General features: G+C 66.3%; 11 protein-coding genes. 6 read left to right on the top strand and 5 right to left on the bottom strand.

All coding sequences use genetic code 11. The annotated features are described in order from the left end of the window. Positions 1-1,126: 1,126 nt before the first annotated feature. The 4 genes from VF557_14705 to VF557_14690 are packed head-to-tail and all read left to right on the top strand — an operon-like array spanning position 1,127 to position 3,532. Positions 1,127-1,633 carry a hypothetical protein gene (locus VF557_14705; GenBank protein HEX8081459.1) on the top strand — a complete coding sequence of 169 codons (507 nt, stop codon included), beginning with the start codon at positions 1,127-1,129 and terminating at the stop codon, positions 1,631-1,633. A gap of 37 nt (positions 1,634-1,670) precedes the next feature. Further along, positions 1,671-1,973, top strand: coding sequence for a LuxR C-terminal-related transcriptional regulator (locus VF557_14700; protein HEX8081458.1), 303 nt, complete (start codon positions 1,671-1,673; stop codon positions 1,971-1,973). A gap of 52 nt (positions 1,974-2,025) precedes the next feature. Next, positions 2,026-2,586 (top strand): type IV toxin-antitoxin system AbiEi family antitoxin domain-containing protein, encoded by a 561-nt coding sequence (locus tag VF557_14695; GenBank protein ID HEX8081457.1) that lies wholly within the window; start codon positions 2,026-2,028, stop codon positions 2,584-2,586. Further along, positions 2,576-3,532: a nucleotidyl transferase AbiEii/AbiGii toxin family protein gene (locus tag VF557_14690; GenBank protein HEX8081456.1), complete on the top strand. Its 957-nt coding sequence runs from the start codon at positions 2,576-2,578 to the stop codon at positions 3,530-3,532. Before VF557_14695 ends, VF557_14690 begins: the two co-directional genes overlap by 11 nt. Before the next feature lie 225 nt (positions 3,533-3,757). Here the strand turns inward: VF557_14690 and VF557_14685 are convergent, their stop codons facing one another. Together VF557_14685 and mobF are read right to left on the bottom strand one after the other, a co-directional pair. After that, positions 3,758-6,715: a DEAD/DEAH box helicase family protein gene (locus VF557_14685; protein ID HEX8081455.1), complete on the bottom strand. Its 2,958-nt coding sequence runs from the start codon at positions 6,713-6,715 to the stop codon at positions 3,758-3,760. A gap of 369 nt (positions 6,716-7,084) precedes the next feature. Then, a complete protein-coding gene (gene mobF, locus VF557_14680; protein HEX8081454.1) occupies positions 7,085-12,610 on the bottom strand; it encodes a MobF family relaxase in 5,526 nt (1,841 codons plus the stop codon). 559 nt (positions 12,611-13,169) lie between these two features. On the opposite strand from mobF, the gene VF557_14675 reads away from it, so the two are divergent. Together VF557_14675 and VF557_14670 are read left to right on the top strand one after the other, a co-directional pair. Next, complete coding sequence (locus VF557_14675) at positions 13,170-14,960, top strand: SIR2 family protein (protein ID HEX8081453.1); 1,791 nt, start codon at positions 13,170-13,172, stop codon at positions 14,958-14,960. Beyond that, positions 14,957-16,378, top strand: a complete 1,422-nt coding sequence (locus tag VF557_14670) for a hypothetical protein (GenBank protein HEX8081452.1) — start codon at positions 14,957-14,959, stop codon at positions 16,376-16,378. Before VF557_14675 ends, VF557_14670 begins: the two co-directional genes overlap by 4 nt. Positions 16,379-17,122: 744 nt before the next feature. Here the strand turns inward: VF557_14670 and VF557_14665 are convergent. The 3 genes from VF557_14665 to VF557_14655 all read right to left on the bottom strand — a co-directional run bounded on the left by VF557_14665 (position 17,123) and on the right by VF557_14655 (position 20,700). Next, a complete protein-coding gene (locus VF557_14665) occupies positions 17,123-18,127 on the bottom strand; it encodes a hypothetical protein (GenBank protein HEX8081451.1) in 1,005 nt (334 codons plus the stop codon). A 511-nt stretch (positions 18,128-18,638) separates the two neighbouring features. After that, positions 18,639-20,186, bottom strand: coding sequence for a ParB N-terminal domain-containing protein (locus VF557_14660; GenBank protein HEX8081450.1), 1,548 nt, complete (start codon positions 20,184-20,186; stop codon positions 18,639-18,641). Positions 20,187-20,262: 76 nt separating this feature from the next. Next, a complete protein-coding gene (locus VF557_14655; protein ID HEX8081449.1) occupies positions 20,263-20,700 on the bottom strand; it encodes a hypothetical protein in 438 nt (145 codons plus the stop codon). Positions 20,701-23,089: the final 2,389 nt, after the last annotated feature.

The raw sequence follows: 23,089 nt of genomic DNA, 5'->3' as shown, positions 1-23,089 counted from the left end.
ACTGCAAGGGTTTTGCCGCATCGATCCCAGGCGTCGGCCGAGAAGACCCGACGCAACAGCTTGAGGTGGTTCTGGCATGGCGCTGTGGCGCGCAGGGTTTACGATTCTAAGCGGGCACATGTGGCGCTGAAGCTGCAGGTGCGGCTGTGCCGATCGATTTAACCTTGTTTTGATTGCATAGGTGACCTTGGGGGATGTTAGCGGGGGGCCGTGCTGATCCAGCGCGAGACGAGGCGGGCTTGCGTTTAGCACCGTCCTGGTCGGGGCAGGCGGCGTCATGATGGCCGCGTTTGCCGCTACAACCAACGTTGTCGCCTAACCCGGCTACCGTGTTGACGTGGGACGGCACCGATTACCAGCCGCAAGCGGGGCGAAGCAGTGGCATGGACCGAAGCATCCTGCTCAGTTTGCGGACCGGGGACGTCACCACTAATGAAACGGTCAGCCTGTGGATGCGTGCATTGCGGCTCGCATCAGGGGATACAAACTGTGGGTCATCCGGTAGTGGGTCAGTTTGAAGGGGACGCTGTAACGCTGCAGCTCAACGAGCGTGAATCAACGCTTGGTCAGTCAGTCCTCACAGCGCAGGATAAGCAGCCGTTGCGCACAGTCTCTACGAACCGCGGAACTAACCGCGCCTGTGGACAGACGGCTGGTTGTCCACGACTTCTGCCGTCCTGGGGTGAGCTGGCCGATAGCGTCAATAGGTTAGAGGAGCCGCCCATGAGGCGGCCCGGCCAGGTGTTAGCAGCACCGGACCGGGCCTTGATCGAACCCTGCGATCACAGGAGACGACCCGATGACGAAACTACCCAACCCCCATCCCGACCCCGGCCGCGGTGCAGCGACGAGGTCGTTCACCGAATCTGGGGCCACCGCACCCTGTGGTGGCTGCGCTGCACCGGTGCTATGCGGGCTGACAAGCCCAGCGGCGGGGTTGTGATCGGCTGGCCGAAGTTGTCGTGGCGGCGTCTACCTTCCCCGCCATGTTGACGACGTGGCGGTAGGAGCCGAGTGGCCCTGTCGAGTGAACGGGCCTCGTACCACCCATGAGGCGGCCCCGGCCGGTGTTGCGAGCACCGACCAGGGCCTTGATCGCTACCTACGCGAGATAGGCAACGACCCAATGAACGAATCTAACGGCTCCGACCGTTCCAGCTCGGCTGACCCCGGCGAAACCCCGGAGTGGGTGCCCACACCCGACCAGCCCTGGCGACCCATCCCTGACGGCGAGGACGGAGACAGCTTCCAGTACGACTATGGCGCGGACTGGTGCGTTGACCGGGCCAGCCATCCGCAGTTCCACGGCGGGTATCCGTCACCGAACCACCACCGCACCGAGTGCCGCAGCTATGACGGCTTCTTCGGTGCTCTGGACGACGGCGGACGGCCGGGGTACTTCTCGGCCTACCTGGTGCGCCCGTTCCGGTTCGGCCAGCTCGGGCACACGCCCGATGAGACCCGGCTGGCTATCGAGTTCGAGCCGGCCGAGGACACCGGCGGGGAGCCGTTCCGGTGCACCGTGCACCCTGCCAGCATCCGCAACCTCGCCGCGTACCTGGCCCACACGGCCGACGTAGAGGAAGGCTGGCGACCACCCCGGCACATCAGCCAGGGACTGACTGACTCCTAGCCCGGTGCAGCCCGGCCAAACGCACGCTGAGGCGTGCGTGCTGTCTGACCGTGAGGCGCAAGTGGTGCGGCTGCTGCTGTCCGGCCTCCGGGTGCCCCTTATCGCTCGGCAGCTCTACCTGTCGCCCAGCACCGTCCGCAACCAGTTGTCCATGGTGTACCGAAAGCTGGGCGTCAGCTCGCAGCAGGAGCTGATCTTGCTGTTTCACGGGTTCTGGCGCGACAAGCGCACCCCGGCCGCCCTGCTAGGCGCCGAGGTGCTGCGACAACCACGGCCGCTATGCGCGGCCTGCCTCACGCCTGGTGGCACTGACAACCGGCCACCCACACGGCGGGGGTAAGCGATTGCCAAAATCATAACGAAAGCGTTATGGTTTTGACGGAGGTGGGCGGGTGGATCTAGCGCGGAAGCGGCTGTGGGATGTCGCAGTGGACCAGTATGGCTATGTCACGCTCCGCAACGCTGACGACCTCGCGATCGATGGGTATGCCGTGCGGATGCTGGCCGCCCGGGGCCAGCTCGAACGGGTGGCGCATGGCGTGTACCGGTTCCCGCAGTTCCCGGCCGGCGAGTACGACCCGTACATGCTGGCCGTGCTGTGGACCGGCGCCGCGGACGCGTGTCTGAGCCATGACACCGCCCTGGCCTCCTACGAGGTGTGCGACATCAACCCTGACCGCATCCACGTGACGCTGCCGAAGGGCCGCCGGATCCGGCGCCGCGGCGGGGAGTTGTACGTGGTGCATCACGAGGACCTCGTCACTGAGCAGATCGGGTGGTGGCAGCAGATCCCGACGGTGACCTTGGCAACCGCCATCGCCCAGTGCATCGCCAGCGGTGTGCCTGGTTATCTTGTGCGGCAAGCGCTGGCCACCGCGCGTGAGCGGGGCGCGCTCACCCGGGCAGCTGCGGATGAGCTGTCCCATGAGCTGGAGGCGCGGGATGGCGGCTGACGGCCTCGGCCCAGCACAATCCGATCCCTTGACACGTCTCACCTCGTTGGGTGAGCGCGGCAAGGAGCCGGCCTCTAAGAGCATCCTCAACGCCTGGGTCAACCAAGCCCAGGCGCAGGTCGGCCTCGACACAGGCCGGCTGGGCTGGCTGGTCGCCTCGACCGTGGTCGTCGCCGCCCTTCAGCGCGCCATCGATGAGGAGGGCCGGACACGCTTCCTCCTAAAAGGAGGCACCTACCTGCAGCACCGCCTGTCCTGGACCGGCCGGCCGACGAAAGACATCGACGGAATGGTGCAAGGCGACATCGATGAGTTCCTGGCCGCCCTCGACGATGCACTACGGCTGCCGTGGGGCCCGCTCGTACTGACCCGCGACGCCATCGAGGTCATCAACACCCCCGGCAAGATCATCAAACCCCGACGGTTCGACGTTCTCGTCTCGCTCAAGGGTCAAGTCTGGCGACGAATCCAGATCGAGATCGCACCCGACGAGGCAGGGGCGTCGGGCGAGCAAGACATCCTCGCCGCACCCGGCCTGCACCACTTCGGCCTGCCCAGCCCGGACCACCTGGTCGGAATCGCCATGCGGTTCCAGATCGCACAGAAAATCCACGCCGGGACCGACCCACACGACCCACCAGACCTGCGCAACGACCGGGCCCGCGACATCGTCGACCTGCTACTACTGCGCGACCTGGTAAACGCAGAACAGTCGCCCACAACTTACGAAGTAAGACATGCTTGCGTGTCGTTGTTCGAGTCACGGGCCGCGGAAGCCCGGGAGCTAGGGCGCCTCGAACGCAGCTGGCCACCCATAGCGACTGCCCACGAGCACTGGTCCCGCGACTACTCGGTCGCCGCAACAGCAGGTGGCGTCACTGTCTCCCTCGCGAACGCGGTCAGCGAACTCAACACTTGGATCGCCCAGATAGACGCGGCCGGGTAACCACGCTGGACTTACTGGATGTGTCCCATTAGATGGTGACTGCTGTCGCAAAATAAAATGGGTTGCACTTGAAAACCTACAGATGAAACGGAGCCAGGCCATACTTGGCTGCTGTCTCATCTATGACCAGCCATTCTGACGTCGCGGATAGCGCTCCGGCGACCTTTTGTCACGCTGGTTTCCGCCGAAGCCCGCGACATGCGCCGCAGTCACGTGTCGGTGGGTTTACGGGCTGCAGATAACAGTCAGGTCAGCAGATCCGACCTCGCGGACGTAGACCTCTGTGCAGGCCAGCAGGTGCAGAATCTGCTCGCTGACTCGCTCGCGGCTGAGGCCGGGTTGCACGATGACGATCTCAAGTTCGGGAAGGCTTCGGCTAGCTCGGTCAAGCATGTCGTAAAGGGCGTCGAGATCACCGCGTTCGAAGCCGCTTCGTCGGCCGCGCCGTAGTCGCCCTCTCTCGCGGGCAATAAGCCTTTCGATCATTACCGGCAGGCTGCCTCGGCGTCGGGCACTCTTCTGGGCCTGGCCACAGAGTTCGTAGAGGTCCTTGACGCGCGCCCCTGGGACGTCTTCGCACGAGAACTTGCAATGCGTGAGACGGACTCGCAGTGTTTGCTGTTGTCGCATGATGGCGACGATGTCCGCGACTTCGCCTGCGCCATCATCGTCCAAGATCACTTGCCAGTCTTCGGCCATGAGACTCTTGATCGCCCGAGCTTGGATCGATTGCTGATCGCGTTCTTGTCCCTGTGACTCGCGGCGGATGTCGATGCCGCTGGTGTTGAACATCTCGAACTTGTCGCGATCGTACGGAGAGAGGTCTCTATTGGGCCGTAGAAGAATCCCCGGCTGCTGGACGATCGCGTCGTCTTCCAGAATCACGCGAAACCCGAGCCGGTTGAGGATTTGGGAGAGCGGTGCATCGCCACGAGCCCGCCGAACGATCGGCTCTGTGCCGATCGGCTGAACAAGCATGCCCTCGCCATTGACATCGACCTGGTAACGAGCAGTCCAGCTTGGCGTCGCGATTTCGATGATTGGGGGCTCGGGCTCGAACGTCATTACTCGGAGGTCAGCGAACGCCAGGGCTTCCTGAACATCACCCAGGTCTAGGAGCGGTCCTTCGCCGGAGGTGTTTTCTAAACTGTCTGGAAGCTCGACTGCCAGAGAAACTCGGTTCGGCCACTGGGTCAAAATCTCCGGTCGGATAAAGGACGCGATGACCGTGTCGACATTGATCGCATCGTTGATGATCAAGCCGCCGATCTTGTCGCACCAGTCGATCCAATGCTTCAAGCTGGGCACGGGAGCGTAGCTCCAGATCCGTCCTTTCAAAGAGGCACCCACACTTGCGCGTTCACCCCCCTCGAAGCCGGTCGCGAAAATGTTGGTTTGGGTCTTGGTCTGTGCCTCGGCCGTCGGGAAGCCCTCGGACACGTCTGCGCCGACGTGGGAGGTGAAGCGCCGCCAGCGGTTGCGGTTATCGAGCAGACCGACCGTCGTTGGAATGCGGCGCTCGAGTCGTGCCATGGTGCGGTACACGTTTGGTCCGCGGATGAGCTGGACCGAGTCACCGCAGAGCGCTTGCGCCTCCCGTTCGTAGTGCCCATCGAGGCCGGAGCAGTTGATGTACAGCAGGGCGCGGGCCTCGTCCCAGTACAGGGCGTAAAAGACATGGTTGACGTCTTCCACCGTTTGAAGGTCTGTCCACGAAACAGGCGTGTGCACCTCGACGATGAACCAGATAACGCGCCAGTCGGCGTTCAGCTGCATTCGCCCGGACACGAGACGCTCAGGCGGGAACATCGTCTCGAGGTTGGCAGGGTTCCAGTCGATGCAGGTAGTCCGATAGACAACCGTGCTCATTCGCGGCAGCGCGTTACGAACGGAAAGACTTGCCGTTTGCCCAGTGAAGCCGGCTTCGAACTCATCGACGTCACGTTCCAAAGTAGTCCGAGTGGCGCTGAGGTCCACGATCAGATTGTTCCAGTCCGCGTCCTCAAGGTAGAGCGCGCGCAGGTTTTCATCGAGTTGGCCCTCCGGTCGTGCGGCGATCACGGTTGCCGTACCGACGGTGGAGCTAGTCCGGGCGAAGCGCCCGATGAACTGGAGGGTGATTCCTAGGCTTCGATGCACATCGTGCAGGGCTGCGATCTTGAGATTGGGCAGGTCGTAGCCTTCGCCCAGCATGTCGACGCAGACAATGACGCGGGACTCACGCGTAGCCAGCTTGTCGAGCGCCGATTTTCGCTTTCGTGCGCTCAACCTGCTGTGGATCACCTGCGGGTCAAACTGTGGTCCCAACGCCGCGTAGAGTTCCCGAAGCTTTTCTGCCATCGAGATGCTCGCCACGCGCGCCATAGCCAGATGATCGAAGCCGGCGTCGAGGTCGCTTTGCAGAAGTTGCAGAGCCGCTTCGGCTATCGCCTTATCGGGGTCTTCGGCCCCGCGTATTGGCAGGTAATCGATGGGTGCGTAAAGGCCGATATCTTGGGCTCCGCGGAGCGAGAACGTGTAGACCAGGCGGCCACCCAGGCGGCGACCGTCTTGCCGGTACGGTGTCGCGGTGAACTGGATTTTCGGTTTATCGCCTAATGCGTCCCTGATTCGCTTCCAAGTTGGGGCCGCGATGTGGTGCGCTTCGTCGACGAATAAGTGCGTACACTCATCGAATAAGGCTTGTTGTGTTGCTTCAGGTGACGCAGCGAGTGCTTGAGGCGTCGCGACGATTACATTTGTCGCCGCGGCGAAGCCGGCGGCATCTTCTGTCGTTTCGAATTTGTGCAAGACACGCCCCACGCGAGGTGCGGCCGCACCGCCGCCCACGATCTCCGTTGAGCGAAGCACGCCCAGCGTTTCGAATTTGGAAGCAATCTGCTCTCGTAAACCGTCTGAGGGCACAAGGACGAGGACTCGTCCGAGCTGCTGCGCGACAAGTAGAGCGATCATGAGATCGGTCTTGCCCGCCCCGGTCGGAAGCACGACCGTGGCTGACTCGCTCTCGCCGGTCGTCCAGTACCCGATGACTGCGTGGAGCGCACCTAGCTGCGGTCGACGAAGACCGATCGTCGCTGCCTGCCAGTCGAAGCACTTGTCCCACGACTGCACAACTGCTTCAGGTGGCGGTCCTTCTGCACCGGAGATTGGGTTCTTCTTGCCCGCCTGCCCGATTACCGCCACTCGACCATTATTTCCTCGGGATCATTGCGATCCGCTTAGGCGCTCGGATGGAGCCGCATCCCATTCAGTTCTGCCGACAGTAACGGCCACCAGTGTCCGTACTAGCAAGCCGATATCGGGGCATGGAGTGGTCGCGGCGTTACAGGCCTACGTGGTGCTAGCCCGATATTCGGCGTTGCCGCCTCATTCTCGCCTGGCGCGCGATGCCGTTTGCCCGCGGAAGAGGGATCGTTGCGATGCTGGCGATGGGCGGCTGATGGGGACGACGAGGGTGTCGTGGTTCGACGGGAAGCAGGTCGCACGTCGTTTCGCCAAGTTGTTTCGCTGCCGGTTTCAGGGCACTCGCGAGGCTGTGTCGATGATTGCGCATTAGCGGCGAGGAACACGACGCGGGTGCTGAGACGCCGGTGGTGCGAGGTCAGGTTCGACCGGTGCAGACGGGAAGTGCGGTGTCCGTCGGCGAACTGTGGTCACCCGGTCAGCAGCATCGCGGCGGGCCCGGGCCTGAACGGAGTTTGCGGGTGCCGCCCACCGCTGACTTTGAGGCAAGTCGCCCGCTAGGGCCGATGTTGAGGTACCCCACGAGCCTGGCTCAGGGGAAGGCAGGATCGGTAGACGCTCCGCGAGTTGCCTCTTGGCCAGCCCTCGCGGGTCAGCGGTCCACGCCTCGACAGCGTCGATGACCTCCGAGATCGCCGTCTGCTTTGAGATCCCGGTCTCGTCGACGAGGTGGTCGATGTGCTGGATCCAGCCGGCAGGGAGCGCTGCGATGACCTCGGCTGCGCGGCGGGTGGCAACCATGCGCCCCTCGGCGGTGTTGAGTCGGTCGGTGTGCTCGCTGAGCCGGGCGGTGATCACCGCGCCGGCGAGGCCGGTGGCCCGGGACAACGCGGTGTGAAGTGCTTCGGGCCCGGTGGCTTGCAGCATCTCGGCCGGGTCCTTGCCGTTGGCGATGACGAGGTGTTGGGGGCTGGCCCCGCGGGCGGTGAGCTGCCAAAAGGCGCGGTGGGCGGCTTGCTGGCCGGCAGCGTCGGCGTCGGTGGCGACAACCGGGTGCGGTCTGCCCGATCCGATGTGTGGTAGGAGCTTGTCGGCTTGGGTGTCGGTGAACGCCGTGCCGAGCGGGGCGACGCCGACGAAGTCACCGTCGCCGGCGAGGGTGACTGCGATCGCGTCCAGGGGGCCTTCGACGAGCACCACGGCGGCGCCAGTGGCCAGCGCGGGTGTCGCTTCGGTGAGGCCGTACAGGGCATTGCCTTTGCGGAACAGGTCGGTCTCGGCGGTGTTGAGGTACTTCGGTCCCGCGTTGCGGGATTGGCCGTCGTCACCGTCATGTGCGGGGTTGCGGCGACCGATCCAGCCCAGGATCTCGGGACCGCCGTCGGCGCTGATGTCCTTGATGGGGAACACCAGCCGGTCACGGAATTGGTCGATCACTCGTCCGGTGGAGGCGACGCGGCCGAGGCCCGCGGCCACGATCTCCTCGTCGGTGGCGCCTTGTCTGCGCAGGTGGTCGGTGAGCGCGGTCCACCGGCCGGGGGCGTAGCCCACGCTGAACCGTGCGTCGCCGGCCAGGTCGGTGCCCAGTCGTTCGGACAGATACGTCGGCGCCCACGCGTCGCGATAGTGGTCGGTGAAGAAGTCCTCGGCGAGGCTGTTGAGTTCGACGAGGCGGGCGCGGGGAACGGCGGCGGTGGCCCAGAAGTGCTCCTCGTCGGCGCGGGCGAAGTCGCCGGCCTCATCCTGCGCGTCGAGTGCGGCGTGGGCAGCTGCTATCGGGTCTTCCTCAAGATCGGTGACATACCGCTGAGCTGCACCATCACCGGCCGGGGTCAGGTTCTCGCGGCTGAGCGGCCCGGCTTCAAGCTCGGGCTCGGGCTCGGTCAGGCTGGTGAGCCAGTCGTCGTCGAAGTGCTCGTCTGCCTCGGGCAGCGCGGCCGGCGTCGAGCCCGGGCGCAGCGTGTCGGACACCGGTTGCTCAGTCAGCGGGATGGCGGCGGGGGACAGGTGCCTCGACAAACGCCACCACAGGGCGGCGGCGGGTTGCTCATCGGGTAGCGGCGACTTGCCCGCGACGGCGTGGGTGAGGCTGGTGATGTCGATGCCGGCCCGCTCGGCGATGGTGAGCCGGTCGGCGAGCGTGGGCCAGTACGGGTCGGCGGCGATCCGCTCGGCGATGCGGTCAGCGAGCGGCTTCCAGCGGGCGGTCGCAGCTCGCGGGTCGCCGAGCAGCCGGGTGACCCGCTGGTCCAGCGCTCGTTGGGCGCGAGCGTCGGCGGCGGCTGGCGCGAGCGGGCCGGTGGGCCGCCGATCGGCGTCGGGCACGTCGTGGGCTGCTCGCCACACCGCCAGGTCCGCCGCGAGCGCGGGGTTCCGGTCGATGATCGGCAGCGCCCAGCCCGGTGCGCTGGTCGGCGTCCAGGTCCGTGCCCGGGCGGCGACGTCGCCGGCTGCCGCGGTCACCAGGCCGCCGCGGTCGTGCAGATAGCTGCCCCACTCGCTATCGGCTGCCAGAGCCTCGGGGACGGCAGGCAGCCAGGACAGTGGAGGGCCGTTGCGCCCGGGGACGGCCGACCGGCGCCCGGTCGGGTCCAGCCGCCAGTCGAGCACCGCGGCCACGTCGTGTGCGTCGGACAGGCCCCGGTTCGAGCTGAGCGCCTGGCGCAATAGGTCGGCTGGGTTCTGCCCGTCGACGGCGCACAGGGCGAGGTGTGCGCGCAGGGTTGGGTAGGCATCGTGGCGGGTCAGGCCGGGCAGCGCGGCCTCGGCGGCGTTGTCGATGCGGCTCATCGCCGCGTTCCCGTGCTCGCGGTTGAGATAGTCGACGGCAGCGGTATGGAGCGAGTCGTAGTAGCGGTCCGCGGCGGCGGCCAGTCGGGTGGCGGGGTCGGCGAGGCTGCGGGCGTGCCTCGCGGCCGAGACTGGGGCGTCGTCGCGGGCGAGCACCCGGGTGAGGATGTCGACCGCGGTGGGCGGCAGCAGAGCGTCGCGGGTGATGACGGCGTGCTCGTCGCCGTCGCCGGCGGTGCTGAGGTAGAGGTGGTTGGCGTGCCGGCCGCGGGTGATGGCGACGTAGAGCAGTTGGCGGGACTCGCGCCCGGTTGCGATGGTGTGGCAGGTCTCGGCGGTGATGCCCTGGGCGCCGTGCACGGTGCAGGCGTAGCCGAGTGAGACGTGCTCGGCGACGTAGCCGGCCGGGAGGGTGATGTGGCGGCCGGTGTCGTGGTGGATGACGTCCAGCGCGCCGGACTGGCGAACCTGTTCGATGATCCAGCGGTCGCCGTTCTTGACCCAGTCGTGCGCGCCGATCGGGATTTTGCGGTTGTTCTGGCGGGTGATGATCGCGTCCCCAGCTGACGCCTGGGATTGGTCGACGAGGGTGACCTGCCGTCCGACCGGACCGGGGTGGGTGTCGAGGCGGTCGCGGCGGGCTCGGTCGTTGAGTTCGGCGACGAGATCTCGGGTGGGCGCGAGCATGATGCTGTCGCGACCTGCGGCGCGGTCGGCGGACCAGGCGGTGTAGGCGTCGGCGGTGGCGGTGCTGAGGTCGCCGACGTGGATGCGGTTGTTGTCGGTGTAGTAGGCGATCGCGGCCGAGTCTCCGTCGCGCAGGGCGAGCGACGCGGCCCCTTCGGCGTGGTTGGGGGCGCCGGTGACGGGGTCGGTGAACCGCATGACCTGGGACAGGGTGACCGCGCCGTGGACCTCGCCGATGTCGCGCAGCACGCCGCCGGCGCCGATCGCGGCCAGTTGCTGGTCATCGCCGATCAGGCGCACTGACCCGCCCCGGTCAAGGACGTACTCGATTGCTTTCGCAAGGTCGGAGGTCCCGGCCATCCCGGCCTCGTCGATGACGACGAGGGTGTCCGGGCCGATCGCGGTAACCCAGGGCGGAACGGTGATGCCGGTCTGCAGGCAGTGGATCAGCTTGGCGAGGGTGTCGGTGCTGCTGGGCGCCCCAGGACTGCGCAGCTCCTCCCGCAGTACGGCCGCCGCGGCGGCGGACGGGGCCAGCCCGACGACCGTGCCGCCGTCGCCGGTCCACGCGCGGGACAGCACCCGCATCGCGGTCGTCTTGCCGGTGCCTGCAGGGGCCAGCGCGAGCTGAACGCGGGCGCCGGAGGTGGCCAGCTCCCGGACGAGCCGCACCTGTCCTGGGTTGAGCTCGACACCGTTGGCACTCGATTCCAGCAGCGCCAGGTCGATCGTGTCATCGCCGATCTTGTGCCCGTCCCTGCGGGCGGCGGCTACGATGATGGCCTGTTCCGCGGCGACGATCTCCCGCGACGTGTAGAGCTTTGAACCAGCTACCACGTACACCGATGTGCCGTCCGAGCGGCGTAACACGGCTGGCTCGGTGACAGATTCTGCGCTGTCCAAGGACAGTGACAGCGCCGGTGACAATGCCTTCGCGACGACCCTATCGACGGCGTGATCGACGTCGCCGAGCCTGATTCCGGCTGCGCGTACCCGCCGTTCGGCCTCTGCTCGGACGTGATTGTCCTGCCAGACTGCTCGCGAGGACTGCACAGTGGCCAGAACCTGGTGTGCGGTCTGCTCCACCCATCGAGTGGTGACCTGCTGCGGCAAAGGGCGCCGGCCCGGAGGGTGCAGGGCCCGGTGGACATAGTCGCGCAGCCCGGCCTCGCCGCCGAGAACTCCGAGAGCTTCCGTGCGCCAGGCCGCGCGTTGTTCGGCGTGTGCGCGGGGTTCGTGTTTGCGTTGCCGGGTCTCCAGGTTGGCTTGCTGGGCCAGCTCGATGGCCTCGTTCGCCGTCGGCGGCCGCCCGTGATCGGCCTGGAACTGCGCAGACAGGACCGCCCGGCGCTCATCGATCGACGCCCGGCGCTTGGACCAATGCCCCGGCAAGTCCCCGTCCACGCCGACGACTTCCCGGATGGGTCGCTTGCCGGGATCGGCGCCGGGCCGGTCGGCGAAGCGAACCCCCAGCCGCACGATTAACAGCGCCTCCAGGCGGGTGTTGTATCGCTCGGAGGCAGCCACGTTGTTCTTGAAGAACGGCCGCCCGTCCAACGCCAGCCACTGGCCGTCGTCCTTGGCTTGCACCTTGTTCGACACCGCGACGTGGGTGTGCAAGCCCGGGTCGCCAGCGCGGGAATCACGATGGGTGAACGCGGCGGCGATCAGCCCGTGCACCTCGACCTGGGCGACGCCGCCCTTGCCACGCCGGGTGTAGGTCGCGTTCCGCTCCAGCCAGCTGATCGTGTCTGTGACGGCGTCGTGATGGGCCTGCTCGATGATCTCCGCGACCTCGCGCGGTGCGACCGCCCAGAGGGTGGAGACGCTCTTGACCGGGGAGAAGGACAGGTCGTAGCCGGCCACCGCGGTGGTGGCCTGCCGCGAGATCCGAGCCAAGTGACCGGACAGCTCGCGGGCATCGACCGGGTCACGACCGTAGGTTTCGGTGAACATCCTGGCCGCGATGTCGCTGCGGATCTGAGCGCGGACCTCAGCAGGGACCGGTGTATCGGCGTGCAGTCCCTGCCTACTGTTGTAGTCGCGGAACGCCCCCGCCGTCCGCCGGTGGAACATGTTCACTTGCTCGTAAACCCGATACGGATTGCCCAGCCGGCTGGCCGCGTCGATCTCGAAATGATCCTTGCCCGCAGCCCTGGCTGCTTCCTCGATTGCACCGGCGTTCGGATGCCGGCCCTGGCCGAACAGCGCTCTCATCTGCGCCTCGGTGACACACCCGGCCACGGGGAGATCAGTCAGGCTGGACAGGCCGGTACCCAACCAGACGCCGGGCGCCTCACCCTTCTCGCTGTAATAGCCCGCCAGGTCGCCGTAACCCCGGTGCGTGGCGTCAGCCGCTGCCACCTGACGAGTCAGGTAGGTGTACCCATCACCCGCCGACAGCTTGTGCAGCGACATCACGACCAGACAGTCGCCTGACCCGGTGCTCTAACCTGTCAACCCGACCAATTGTCGGTAGCAGGGCTATACCGCTTGTGGTTCCATCCGATGTCGAGCTTCGCTCGAGAATCGAAAGATTCAGTGAGGTGGTGTGTCCGGCTCGGCAGTGAGGTTCGCGACCCATGCTGGGGTCGTGTCGGCGGTCGGCTGGGCCGCAGCCGCATTCTTCAGCTGTTCCGTTACTCGCCGGAATGCGGAGTTATTTAGGACTGAGGTCACGGCAGTGGAGACGGCGGTGGTGTCGGCTCTGATCGGATCGAGCACTTCGGCGACCCCAGGGACATCGCGGCGGTCATGCGCGGTCATGCTCCAAAGAGCTCCGGTGTTGCCACCCGGCCGGGCTGTCGTGAGGCGGTCCGGACACGCCGGATGTGTTGTTCGGCGCTTTGTCGGTGACCAGGCTTACAGTGATCCTGGCCGTCGATCCCGGTACGACCCGAGCACCAACCCACTCCCCTTCCTTTAGGCGGCCAGAGAGCAGGCCGTCATGTCCTCGTCCCCTCCTCGACCTCCAGATTTGCGCACGCAGGCGCACGCGCTCGGGATGCGGGCCACAGGCACCGCGTGGCTTCTCGGTGCGGGCGCTTCAGCTGAATCGGCCGTCCCGACCGCCGGTCAGCTCATCGACCGGCTCCTGACTGAGCTGTACGCGCGAGAGAACAACCTCACCGTCGCTGAGGTCGAAGCGCGACCCAACTGGCTCCAGAATGTGCGCGCCGCCTACGACGGGCGCAAGGGGCTCCCTGCGCTGCGCGATGTCGCCATGTACAGCGCTGTGTTCGACCGGGTCTTCCCCGAGCAGGACATCCGCGCGCGTTGGCTCGAAGGTGAGCTGGACGGGCGACGGCCACACTTCGGCCACCGTGGGCTCGCGGCCATGATGGCCGCCGGCGTCGCCCCCTTGGTGGTGACAACGAACTTCGATCCGCTCATCGAGGACGCCTACGACGGGCTGCGTGCTGTGCTGGGCCTGCCGCGGCTGACGGTGCTGGCACCGCATAGTTCGGCCAACACTGACTACGCGGTCGCGACGGACAAGTCGCCGCTGCTGATGAAGATTCACGGCGACCTCGGGACGGTCACTCCTATGAACACCGTCGACGAGCTCGCCGTCGGCGACGAGGTGCTTCGTGGCGCGGTCCGCTCGAAGCTGTCGCGGTTCGGGCTCATCGTTGTCGGCTACTCCGGCAGAGACCAGGCCGTGATGCGCATGCTGACCGACGTCCTTGAGCACGACACGCCGTACCCGAACGGGCTGACGTGGATGCGTCGGCCCGAGGACGAGCTGGCGCCGGAGGTGCTCGAGCTGCTGGAGGCGGCCCGTTCCGCTGGCGTGTCACCGGTCCAGGAGCTTGTCGCGGGCAACTTCAGCGACCTGATGACGCACGTGCGCCGTGCCGTGGTTTTGCCGGATAACATCACCGACTACCTGGCCCAGCTGAGTCCGCCGCCGGTGCGCCGACCCGCAGCCATGCCCGCCCCGGCACAAGAGGGCCGGTACCCGCAGGTCCATCTATGTGCCGCGCGGGTGCTTGCCGCGCCCGGGCAAGCGCGGGTGCTGGATGTGCCCTCGAAAGTGACCGCCGAGCAGGTCCGGGACGCTCTACGGCACGCCCACGCCAAGGCTAGCGCCGCGAAGGTCGACGGCCGCTGGCTCGGCTTTGGGCGTGACTTCGATCTTCAGCAGGCGCTGCGCCCGCTCGGAGGGAACCCCACAGAGCAGGTGGTCTCACTGAATGCGTCCGACAGCACACTGGTCCACGGGCTGTTGGTGGAGGTTGCGGCGCTGGCGTGCGGCCACGTGCGTGGGTTGACGCCGGTGCTGCGCACCAACCGCCGCCACCAGGTGCGCGTCGCCACACCGCGGAGCGAGATCGGATCGTCACGAGCGCAGTCTGTCCTGTCATCCGCGGCGGGCGGGCCGGTGACCGGCACGTTGAAGGTCGAGGGGCTGACGGTGCCGTGGGCGGAAGCGGTGACGCTGTCGCTGGCGCAGGTCGCCGGGCACTGGCATCTGCTGCTGACACCGGACATCTGGATCCGCCCGGCCGGTGAGGACGCGGCGCAGCGGGCCGCGGTCCGAGCCGCCGGGCAGGAGTTCACCCGAGAGCGGCTCGCGACGCGGTACACGTCTAGGACCGGGCAACTGCTGCGGGGGTGGCTATCGCTGCTGAGCCCGGAGGACCTGCCCGTGTGGGACGTCCCTGAAGGCGACGGGGTGCAGGCGGCGTTCCGGCTCTCGGCCACGCCGCTGGCATCAGTGCTCGCGCCCGGCGGCCAGTTCCCCGTCAATGGAGGTTCCCGATGACCGACAACCCGCTGCTGTCGCACACGCGCTTGGCGGAGCCGCTGCTGTCGTTTGACCCGACTGACGCCTCGGCGGTCCACCAAAATCCGTTGGCAGGGCTAAAGCAGTTCGGCCCACATTCGAGCGTGCTGTTCGGGCCCGAAGACGCCATCCGGGTTCTCGCTATCGCCCCGGCAGATACCGCTGACAAAGTCGCAGGGCTACTGCGCGAGCTGCGTGATGAGGCGCAGCCGCGAGAGCGGCGGGAGTACCTGCCGCCGTTCCCCGGTTTCAATGCGGCGTTCCGCACTCACCTTTACCCGGCGGGGCAGAAGCGTGTCGCGCTGCCGGGCGATCTCGACGCCCAGTTGGCGGCAAGCTCCACACCGGCGAGGTTGCTGGCCGACACCGTCTGCGGCGAGATCCGCCGCGTCCGCGATTCTGGCAGCGGCTTCGATGTGGTCGTGATTCATCTGCCTGAGCGATGGTCGCGGTACTTCACCGCCGATGGGTTCGACGTGCACGACCACATCAAGGCATTCGCCGCACAGCTGAACGAGCCGGTCCGCACGCAGGTGCTCAACGATCAGCCGATGAGCTACCACTGTCGCGCATCGGTGCGATGGCGTCTGGCCAGCGCGCTGTACGCCAAAGCCGGGGGGGTGCCGTACAAGCTCGTCACCGGCGGTCTGATGAACCCTGGCACGGTCTATGTCGGGCTTGCCTACGGTGTGCGTGAGCCCGGCGGGCCCGACCAGCAGTTCGTTGTGTGCTGCAGCCAGATGTTCGACTCCGCTGGCGGCGGGCTGGAGTTCGTCGCGCACGACTTCGGTAACGAGGTCGATGCGCGCAACCCGCTGCTGAGCACTGAGCAGATGCGCACCGTGCTTTCGCGTGCGTTGGACGTCTACGCCGACCGGCACGCCGGCAAACGCCCGGTCAGCATCGTGGTCCATAAGCAGACCGACTTCACCAGCGACGAGGTCAACGGCTGCATCCAGGCATGGGGGACGGCGGACAACCTCTCGTGCGTCACCATCGCGACCCCCGCCTGGCGCGGTGTCGAGGTCGAGTCGGTAACCGGCTCTGGCGCGCCGAAGTTTCCGTACGCGACCTCGCGGGGGAATCTGGTGCAACTCGATGAGTTCTCCGCCCTGCTGTGGGTGGCAGGTAACAGCCCGGCCATGACTGCAGGCGGGCGGAACTACCTGCCCGGCGGCAAGGGCACACCGCGGCCGCTGCAGCTGACCCGCTGGGCCGGGTCCGGGCCGTTGGAGGAGATGGCTGGGCCGGTCCTGGCGCTGTCGAAGATGGACTTCAATAGCGACAGCCCATACACATCGCTGCCGGTGACCATCCGATACGCGCAGGTGCTGGCGCGCATCGTCAAGACCGAGAACCTACCGGCACGACCATACGACTTCCGTCTGTTCATGTGACCCGAAGCCGCTCCTCACATCGCAGTCACGTCAGATAACTTTCGATCAGCCGTTCACGGCGCACCTATCAGAAGACTGGCACGGCAGGCTGCTCAGCTCGGGATGAGCTCCGCACGGTCGACGGAGATCCGCGGCGACGCTGCCACCTGTCCGCATGCGGACGGCAGCCACGGTAGCCGCGTGGAGCAGCGGGCCGATCGTGCCGGGCGTCGTTCAAGCGCAGCCGCGCTCAGCCCGTCGGCGATGGATAGACCGGCCTGCCCGAGCGAACCAAGCCGGTGAGCAGTTCGCCAGCTTGCGGCGGCGCGAGCGCGACGCTGCCCGCCAGAGTGCATGAGGTGTGTCGAGTTTCAGGCTCGGGTTACCTGGCTGCGCCCAGTATGGGGCTGTCGAGCGTGTCCCGATAAATGCCGGTCCAGGCGAGGACGGCGTTGAGTACGGCGGCGCGGTAGACGGTGGCGAGTTTGTCGTAGCGGGTGGCGAGGCACGCCTCGCAACGACCTCTATGACGGGCAGCACCGGGCACCCGCTGTTGTCGGCATGGCGACCACCGTCACCACCACCGCGTTCGACCTGACCGCCAGGACCAACCGGACAGCGCCACCGACCTTCGGTGGGCGTGGGACCGGACCGATATCGCAGCGGCCCCACCAATAGCTCTGAGCTCGTGGGCCAGTTCGACGTCGCTGCCATTGGGGTGTCAGGACGCTAGCGGCTCTGGTGAGAAAGTGCCGCCGCTGCCCATCACGCTATTGAGTGCGCCACCAGCAGTTCCGGCAACTGATGCAGATCGTAGATCACCGTGGTGCGGTGGATTTCGGCAAGTCCTTCCTTGTTCAGGTGGTGCGCCCACTGGCGTTCGGTGACGACCACATGGCAGTAAACGACCGCACCCGACAGCGCGTTGACGTCGTTGAGGTCGCTGTCGGTCCACGGCTGCTGGGGATTGCGGTGACGAACCCGACGCATCTCACGCACCAACCACTTACTCGGGACCTGCCGTAGAAGCCGCTCGACAACCTCAATGTCCCTGAACTGTTCCGGCTTCAGCAAGACTCCTCGTTCAAGGCAAGCACGCGTGAACAGCGGCATGATGTCCATGAGGTCGAACCTGCTGAGTCCCTCGTCCCTGCGGTGACGCAGCCCTCGCGCCTTGATGCCCTCGGCATACGACCGCTGGCCGTCTGCGAACTTGCGGTCGACCGTACCCATCTGTAATCGCACCTGAGCGGCGATCTGCTTTGCTCGCTCAGAAAACTCTGTACGTGCGAGGACCGCCAGCTCGGCGGCGTCGACAAGCCCTCGATGTACGAGGTTCAGCATGTCAGCGGGCATACCAGCGGCATGGAGCTCCTCGACGCTGGACAGGCCGGTGAAGGTGCCCGGGTCAGCACCGAGGGCGTGCGCGGCGCCGATGCCAAACGCCTGGATCGGAGGTGCGGGTAGCGAACCGGGGACGATCTTAGCGACGGCAGCCTCGACCTCGAGCGGTACAAGGGTGCTCGGGCCGGCGATGGCGTGCATGTGAGACAGCTCGGCCATCGTCGCCGCGAGGTTCCACCGGCTCTGCTGATTTACGCGCTTGTTCGTCTCGTAGTAGTGGATGGCCGACAGCGGGAACGACAGCAGACCTCGCTCGACTCCGGCTGTGGCGAGATGCCAGACGCCTGCGAGGTCGTCGGTAAAGCCGGTCTTACGTGAGCGCGACAGCTCGACCCACTTGTTCTGATCCAAATACACGCGCAGCACACTTTGATTATCCCAGCGCCGTCTAGCGTCCAACAGAGAACCCTTTCGGACTCGGCACAGCGTCGAGTTGCTAGACGTTGGCGCCATCCAGCCCGAGGCAGTAACGAGCGCTGAGGGAGAAGCAGCGGGCGCGGCAAGATCCTTGCGGAGATGATCCTGCATGGCGGCTGGCTAGCTCAAGGTCTGCTTCGTCCGCTCCGGCCGGCTGATCGCTGCGCCGACGGTCCCCTGGGCCTGTGAAAGTTGGTTACGCCCCAACCCGAACGCTATCGAGGGCCTGCCCCGTGCTCGCCACTCACTAGTGAGCGCTCTGCCCTAGGGGCCGTCGATTATGCAGAGTCCGCCTGAACAATCGTGACGGAGGGTTCACGACAATGCTGCGGACGCTAGCCCACGCGGCATCAGCCGCAGCTTTCAAGTGGTCAGGGTACTGAGCTTCCGCGGCAATTGAGGAAGTAGTACGGGCTAGCACCGTCCGCAGTGCGGACGGTGCTAGCCCGAGTGCTGGCCGCTACGCCACTGCCTGGTCACCGGCTGGGACTCCCGCGGACTGGTCCTCCAGCGGGGCTGCTCCAGCGACAGTTGCCACGGCGGCGGGAGAGTCGGCCGGGCGGCGGGTGCGGGGCTTGTTGAGCACGAGTTGCTCCACGTCGGACAGTTCGTAGCCGATCGTGGCGAGGAAGCGGAAGTAGCGCTTGGCGGCGGGCTGAGGGGTTCGCCAGGCTTCTCGGGTCACGCTGGACTCCATCGCGGCGAGGATGATCCCCAGGGCGATGACCTGGCCCCGGCCCTCGCTGGTGGTATCGGCGGTGGCGGCGAGGTCAAGGCGTCCCTTGCAGCCCAGCAGTTCGGGCAGCATGCTGAGGCTTTCCATGGCGCGGCGGAGCGCGTGGTCGCCGTGGGCCAGCTCGGCCGCGATGTAGGTGGTGGTGCCTTTCTGCGGGGTCTTGCGGGTGAGGTAGGACTTCAACCAGGTCCGGCGTACCTTCTCGGCGCTGGCCCAGGCCTTGTTGTTGTCGATCACCCGGCGGCGCTCCGTGCGGGCCTGCTCGGTGAGCGCGTCGGCCTCGGTCGCGGTCATCGGCGCAGAAGGGGTGCTGGAGAGACTGGCTGAGCTGGCCCAGCGGTTCTTGTGGCCGTGCTTGCGCCAGTCGGTGCAGACGTACACGGTTTCAACGCCGCGCCAGTTCTCGGAGACGTAGGCGGCGTGGCCGGGGCACTTCTTGTGCTGGGTGGGTTTGATCGGGTCGCGGTCTGTGCCGTTGGTTAGGTCGTTCAGGGCGGAGGTGCCGGTCTGCTTGGCCTCCTGGCTCGTTATGCGGCGGACGTTTGCCTTGTCCAGCTTGGCCTCGGCGGTGGCGATCAGCTCGGCGCGTGCTCGGGCGTCGCGGGCGACCTGGGCGACGTGCTCGAAGGACACCGGGCCCTTCCTGGCGGCAGCGATCAGCGCCGTCACGGTCTCGGTGTCCTTTTCGAACTCGGCGAGTACGGCTGCCTGTTCCAGGGTGAGGTCGTAGCGATCAGCCGACTTGCTCGCCAGCTCGGACTTGGCAACCTGCAGCGCTCGGTCGATCCGCCGCTTAGGCGTCCGGAGGCGCTTGCTGATCATCTCAGCGCTGAGGCCGAATGCGGCGAGCTGCTCGGCGGCGGCGGCTTGGTCAGAGACTGATAGGCCGGTCCGGTGTTCGTTTTCGTGCCACTGCTCAACGATGCGGTCCAGGTCCTCGCCGATCTCGCCCGTGAGGAGCATGACCGGCACGGTGGGTCGGCAGGCCTCGATCGCGGCCAGGGTGCGGCGCTGGCCGTAGCGGACCTGTGCCCCCTGGCTGGTGCTCAGGGCGACGATGGGCACCAGGACCCCGTGCTGGCGGATGGAGGCGACGAACTCGTCCGTCAGGTCGCCTTTGCGACGGATGTTGTCCGTTATCAGCAGGGTGCGGGGGTCCAGGTGGACGAGTTCGCTGCGGCCTTCGAAGGTCTCGGCCGTGGCCGTCGCGGCGCTGCTCGGGTCCGGTTGCGCGGCGGCCTGGGTGGGTGCAGTGTTGGTGCGGCTGGGCATGCTGATGTGTTTCCTCTCGGGTGTGGGATTCTGTTGGAGTGGGTGCCCGGCCTAATTCCAGTAGGCCGGGCACCCGTTACGACTGCAGGGAGTAGACGACTGAGGTCAGGTGACCCGGCAGATGGCATTGGGCAACCGGGGTGGGGTGCCAGTCGAGATCGCGCTGCACCACCACCGGGGAAAGCGTGGGGATGGCCAGCCTGCACAGCTCGTACAGGTCGACGTATCCCCACTCGGCGCCCTCGGGTTTGCCCAGGCAGGCGTAGCCGAACGCTGTGCCGCTGCGGCGATCCAGTTCGCAGATCCACCAGTCGCAGCCGGCGGTGAAGTAGTGCAACATGATCGTCTTACGGGCGAGCGGTACGCCGTCGGTGGCATACAGGGCCGGGATCTGGGCTAGCTCTTCCGGCGGCGGGAAGAAGTCGTGGCCGCGGAGTACCCGGTGCGGTTCGACCGCGCGCGCTCCGACCGACTGCAGCAGGGCGGCGACTTCTTCGCCGGTCCCGTCGGTCATCGTGGCGCCCGCGCAATGGCGCGCCATTCGGTGGTTGTGGCTGACATTTGTTGGTTACCTCCTGCACGTAGGGCAGGGGATCGAGCACCCCTGTCGATAGCCATAGTGTAGCATGCTACAGGTAGCAAGCAACAGGATAATGAAAGGCAGATCTTTATCTTTAGTGCGACTTGCTACAGTGCGCGCATGTCTAGGACGGCGCGCCGGTGAGCACACTTCCCGAGTTCGTGATGCGCGCCGAGCTGCTTCAGCTCCTGGGCATTAGCCCGTCGCGCCTCGTACAGCTCCAGAAGGAGCCGGACTGGCCAGAGGCCGTCCAGGAGCTGGTTGCGGGCAAGCTGTACCGCACTACCGACATCCAACGGTGGGCGGACAAGCGTGGCCGCGTACTCCACTCCCTCGATGCTGCGCGCCAGCCAGGACGCCGGCATGCAAAACGGGAGCCCTAGTCGCTCACCCCCGGCACGGCCGCGCGGGTCGAGAGCCAAAGTCGTTTCCGACTACCAACAGGCGCTGAAGCTAGGACTTCAACCTGCCGACGAGCGCACCGCACTTACCTGCCTCGCCTCCTCACACCCCGCAACCCTCGGCGAGCTCGTCGAGGCGCAAACCGTGATCCACCGGGCGCGGCGCCAGCCCCGCCTGGGCGTCCGGATTCTCGGACTTGCTTTGCCTGAGAACGCCGCTTCGAACGCCCTGGCAGGATTCGACGCCGCGCTTGTGAGAAGTTCAGGGGTGTCACCAGCCACCTCACCACCACGTCGACGGCTCTCACGGGTCGCCCCGGCGCTGTAGCCAACGCAACATCACCCTGCGGGGTAGTCCTGGGCGAGGCGCCGGCGCGACCGGTGGCGGCTGAGTTCGGTCCGGCGGCGGCAGCGGCACACCCGTTCGCCTAGCAATGTCGCGATTCGTACGGCCCTCATCATCAAGCACCCACCGGTCCTCGCGGTGAATGTTGAACTCCTTGTACAGCTCGGTGAGTTGAGGCACGCACGCGAGCACCGCTAGCAGGAGGAGAAAGATCCAGTCCCCTAGGCTCGGATGCATCATTGTGCCTGCCACACTCGCGCTACTCACGCCTATCCCGGCGACGGCAGTGCTCTTCCATCCGTCCATCGAAACTCCTGGCCTCGCTATGCCTGTAGGTGCGGAAGTGGTCTTCGGTACTTCCTGAGCGCCAGCGGCCGTGTCGACAGGGCCGACCTCGCAGTTGAGTTCGGCTTCGTCGATGGGCCGCTTGCGCCTTCCACAGCTCTGTATGAGGGGGATTATGGGTTCGCCTGTCCGGTCACCAGGTGAATGCGCCTGAGTGACGGAGCAATGCGGGCGACCGGTATGGCGACCAGGCACGTCGGAGATCGTCATGCCTAGCACTGTGCCGCCAGATGCGGCGAACCTCCGGCTGGCGACTCGCGACTGTCTTACACCGGCGACCCTGACACACGCCAGGGTTGCCACTGTGCCGCCCGTCGGCGCTGAACTGCACGGCCTGCTGTGTTCCAGGGTGCCCGCGAACCGCCCATATCGGGAACAATCGGTAGGCTCCGAAGGAAAAGTGATGCCTGAGCATCTGCCCGAGGTGGCTGCGGGCGGGGACTCCCAAAGTGTCTTACGGCGGTAGCACCTGTCTGAGGCTCGCTCGGCACCTGACGTATTTGGACCATGTCGTCGATGTTTACGCCTCACGATGGGCGCGGCGCGGCGGGCTGATCGGTACCAGGTGGCCCGTCATCGGCCTATGGTCATCGGCTCAACGGACCGCCAGCGTGCTAACTGATGGAGGGGATGGGGTTCTTCATCTGAGCCGCGAGGATGGCTACTGCAGTAGCGAGCGCGGCGGCCAGGTTTGCTTCATGGACTTGAGGTTCGGGAAATGCGCGGATTACTTCAAGTGTGCCAGGGACCGTTGTTCGGACAGTGCCGACCGAAGCGCTTGAGCGCCACGCTGGCGGCCAGGACGGGCTTGATGAGCAGGCTCTCGACTGCTCGGGGGTGAGGAGGACTCCGGCGGTGCCGGTGGGCAGAGTCATGTGTGCTGGCCCCGAGAGTCAGCCCCGGTACGGATGGGGGTGATCCCTCGGGAGGCCCTTCATCCCGGCGCCGGATGCGTCCCCATCGGCCCGAGGCCCCCCGGCGCCGCAGTGCCTGGCCAAACCGGTTTCGAAGCCTCTCCAAGCGGTTCGGCGAGTGGCTACGAACTCCGAGTAGACCAGCGAGATCGTCTCCCTGGTGACAACTCAGGAGCCTCAGATGAAGCGAAACACGACGACTCTCCTCGGCACTTCGGTTCTCGCGATGGTCGCGGCGGCCTCCCTCGGGGCCGGTGCGGCCTCAGCTCACCCACAACCGGCCGGCGAAGGCGCCGCCAGGACTGTGACGCTTAAAG

It is taken from the genome of Jatrophihabitans sp. (genome assembly GCA_036389035.1).
Classification (GTDB): Bacteria; Actinomycetota; Actinomycetes; order Mycobacteriales; family Jatrophihabitantaceae; genus Jatrophihabitans_A.
The sequence above is the reverse complement of the archived record's forward strand: the minus strand, read 5'-3'. Positions and strand labels throughout refer to the sequence as shown.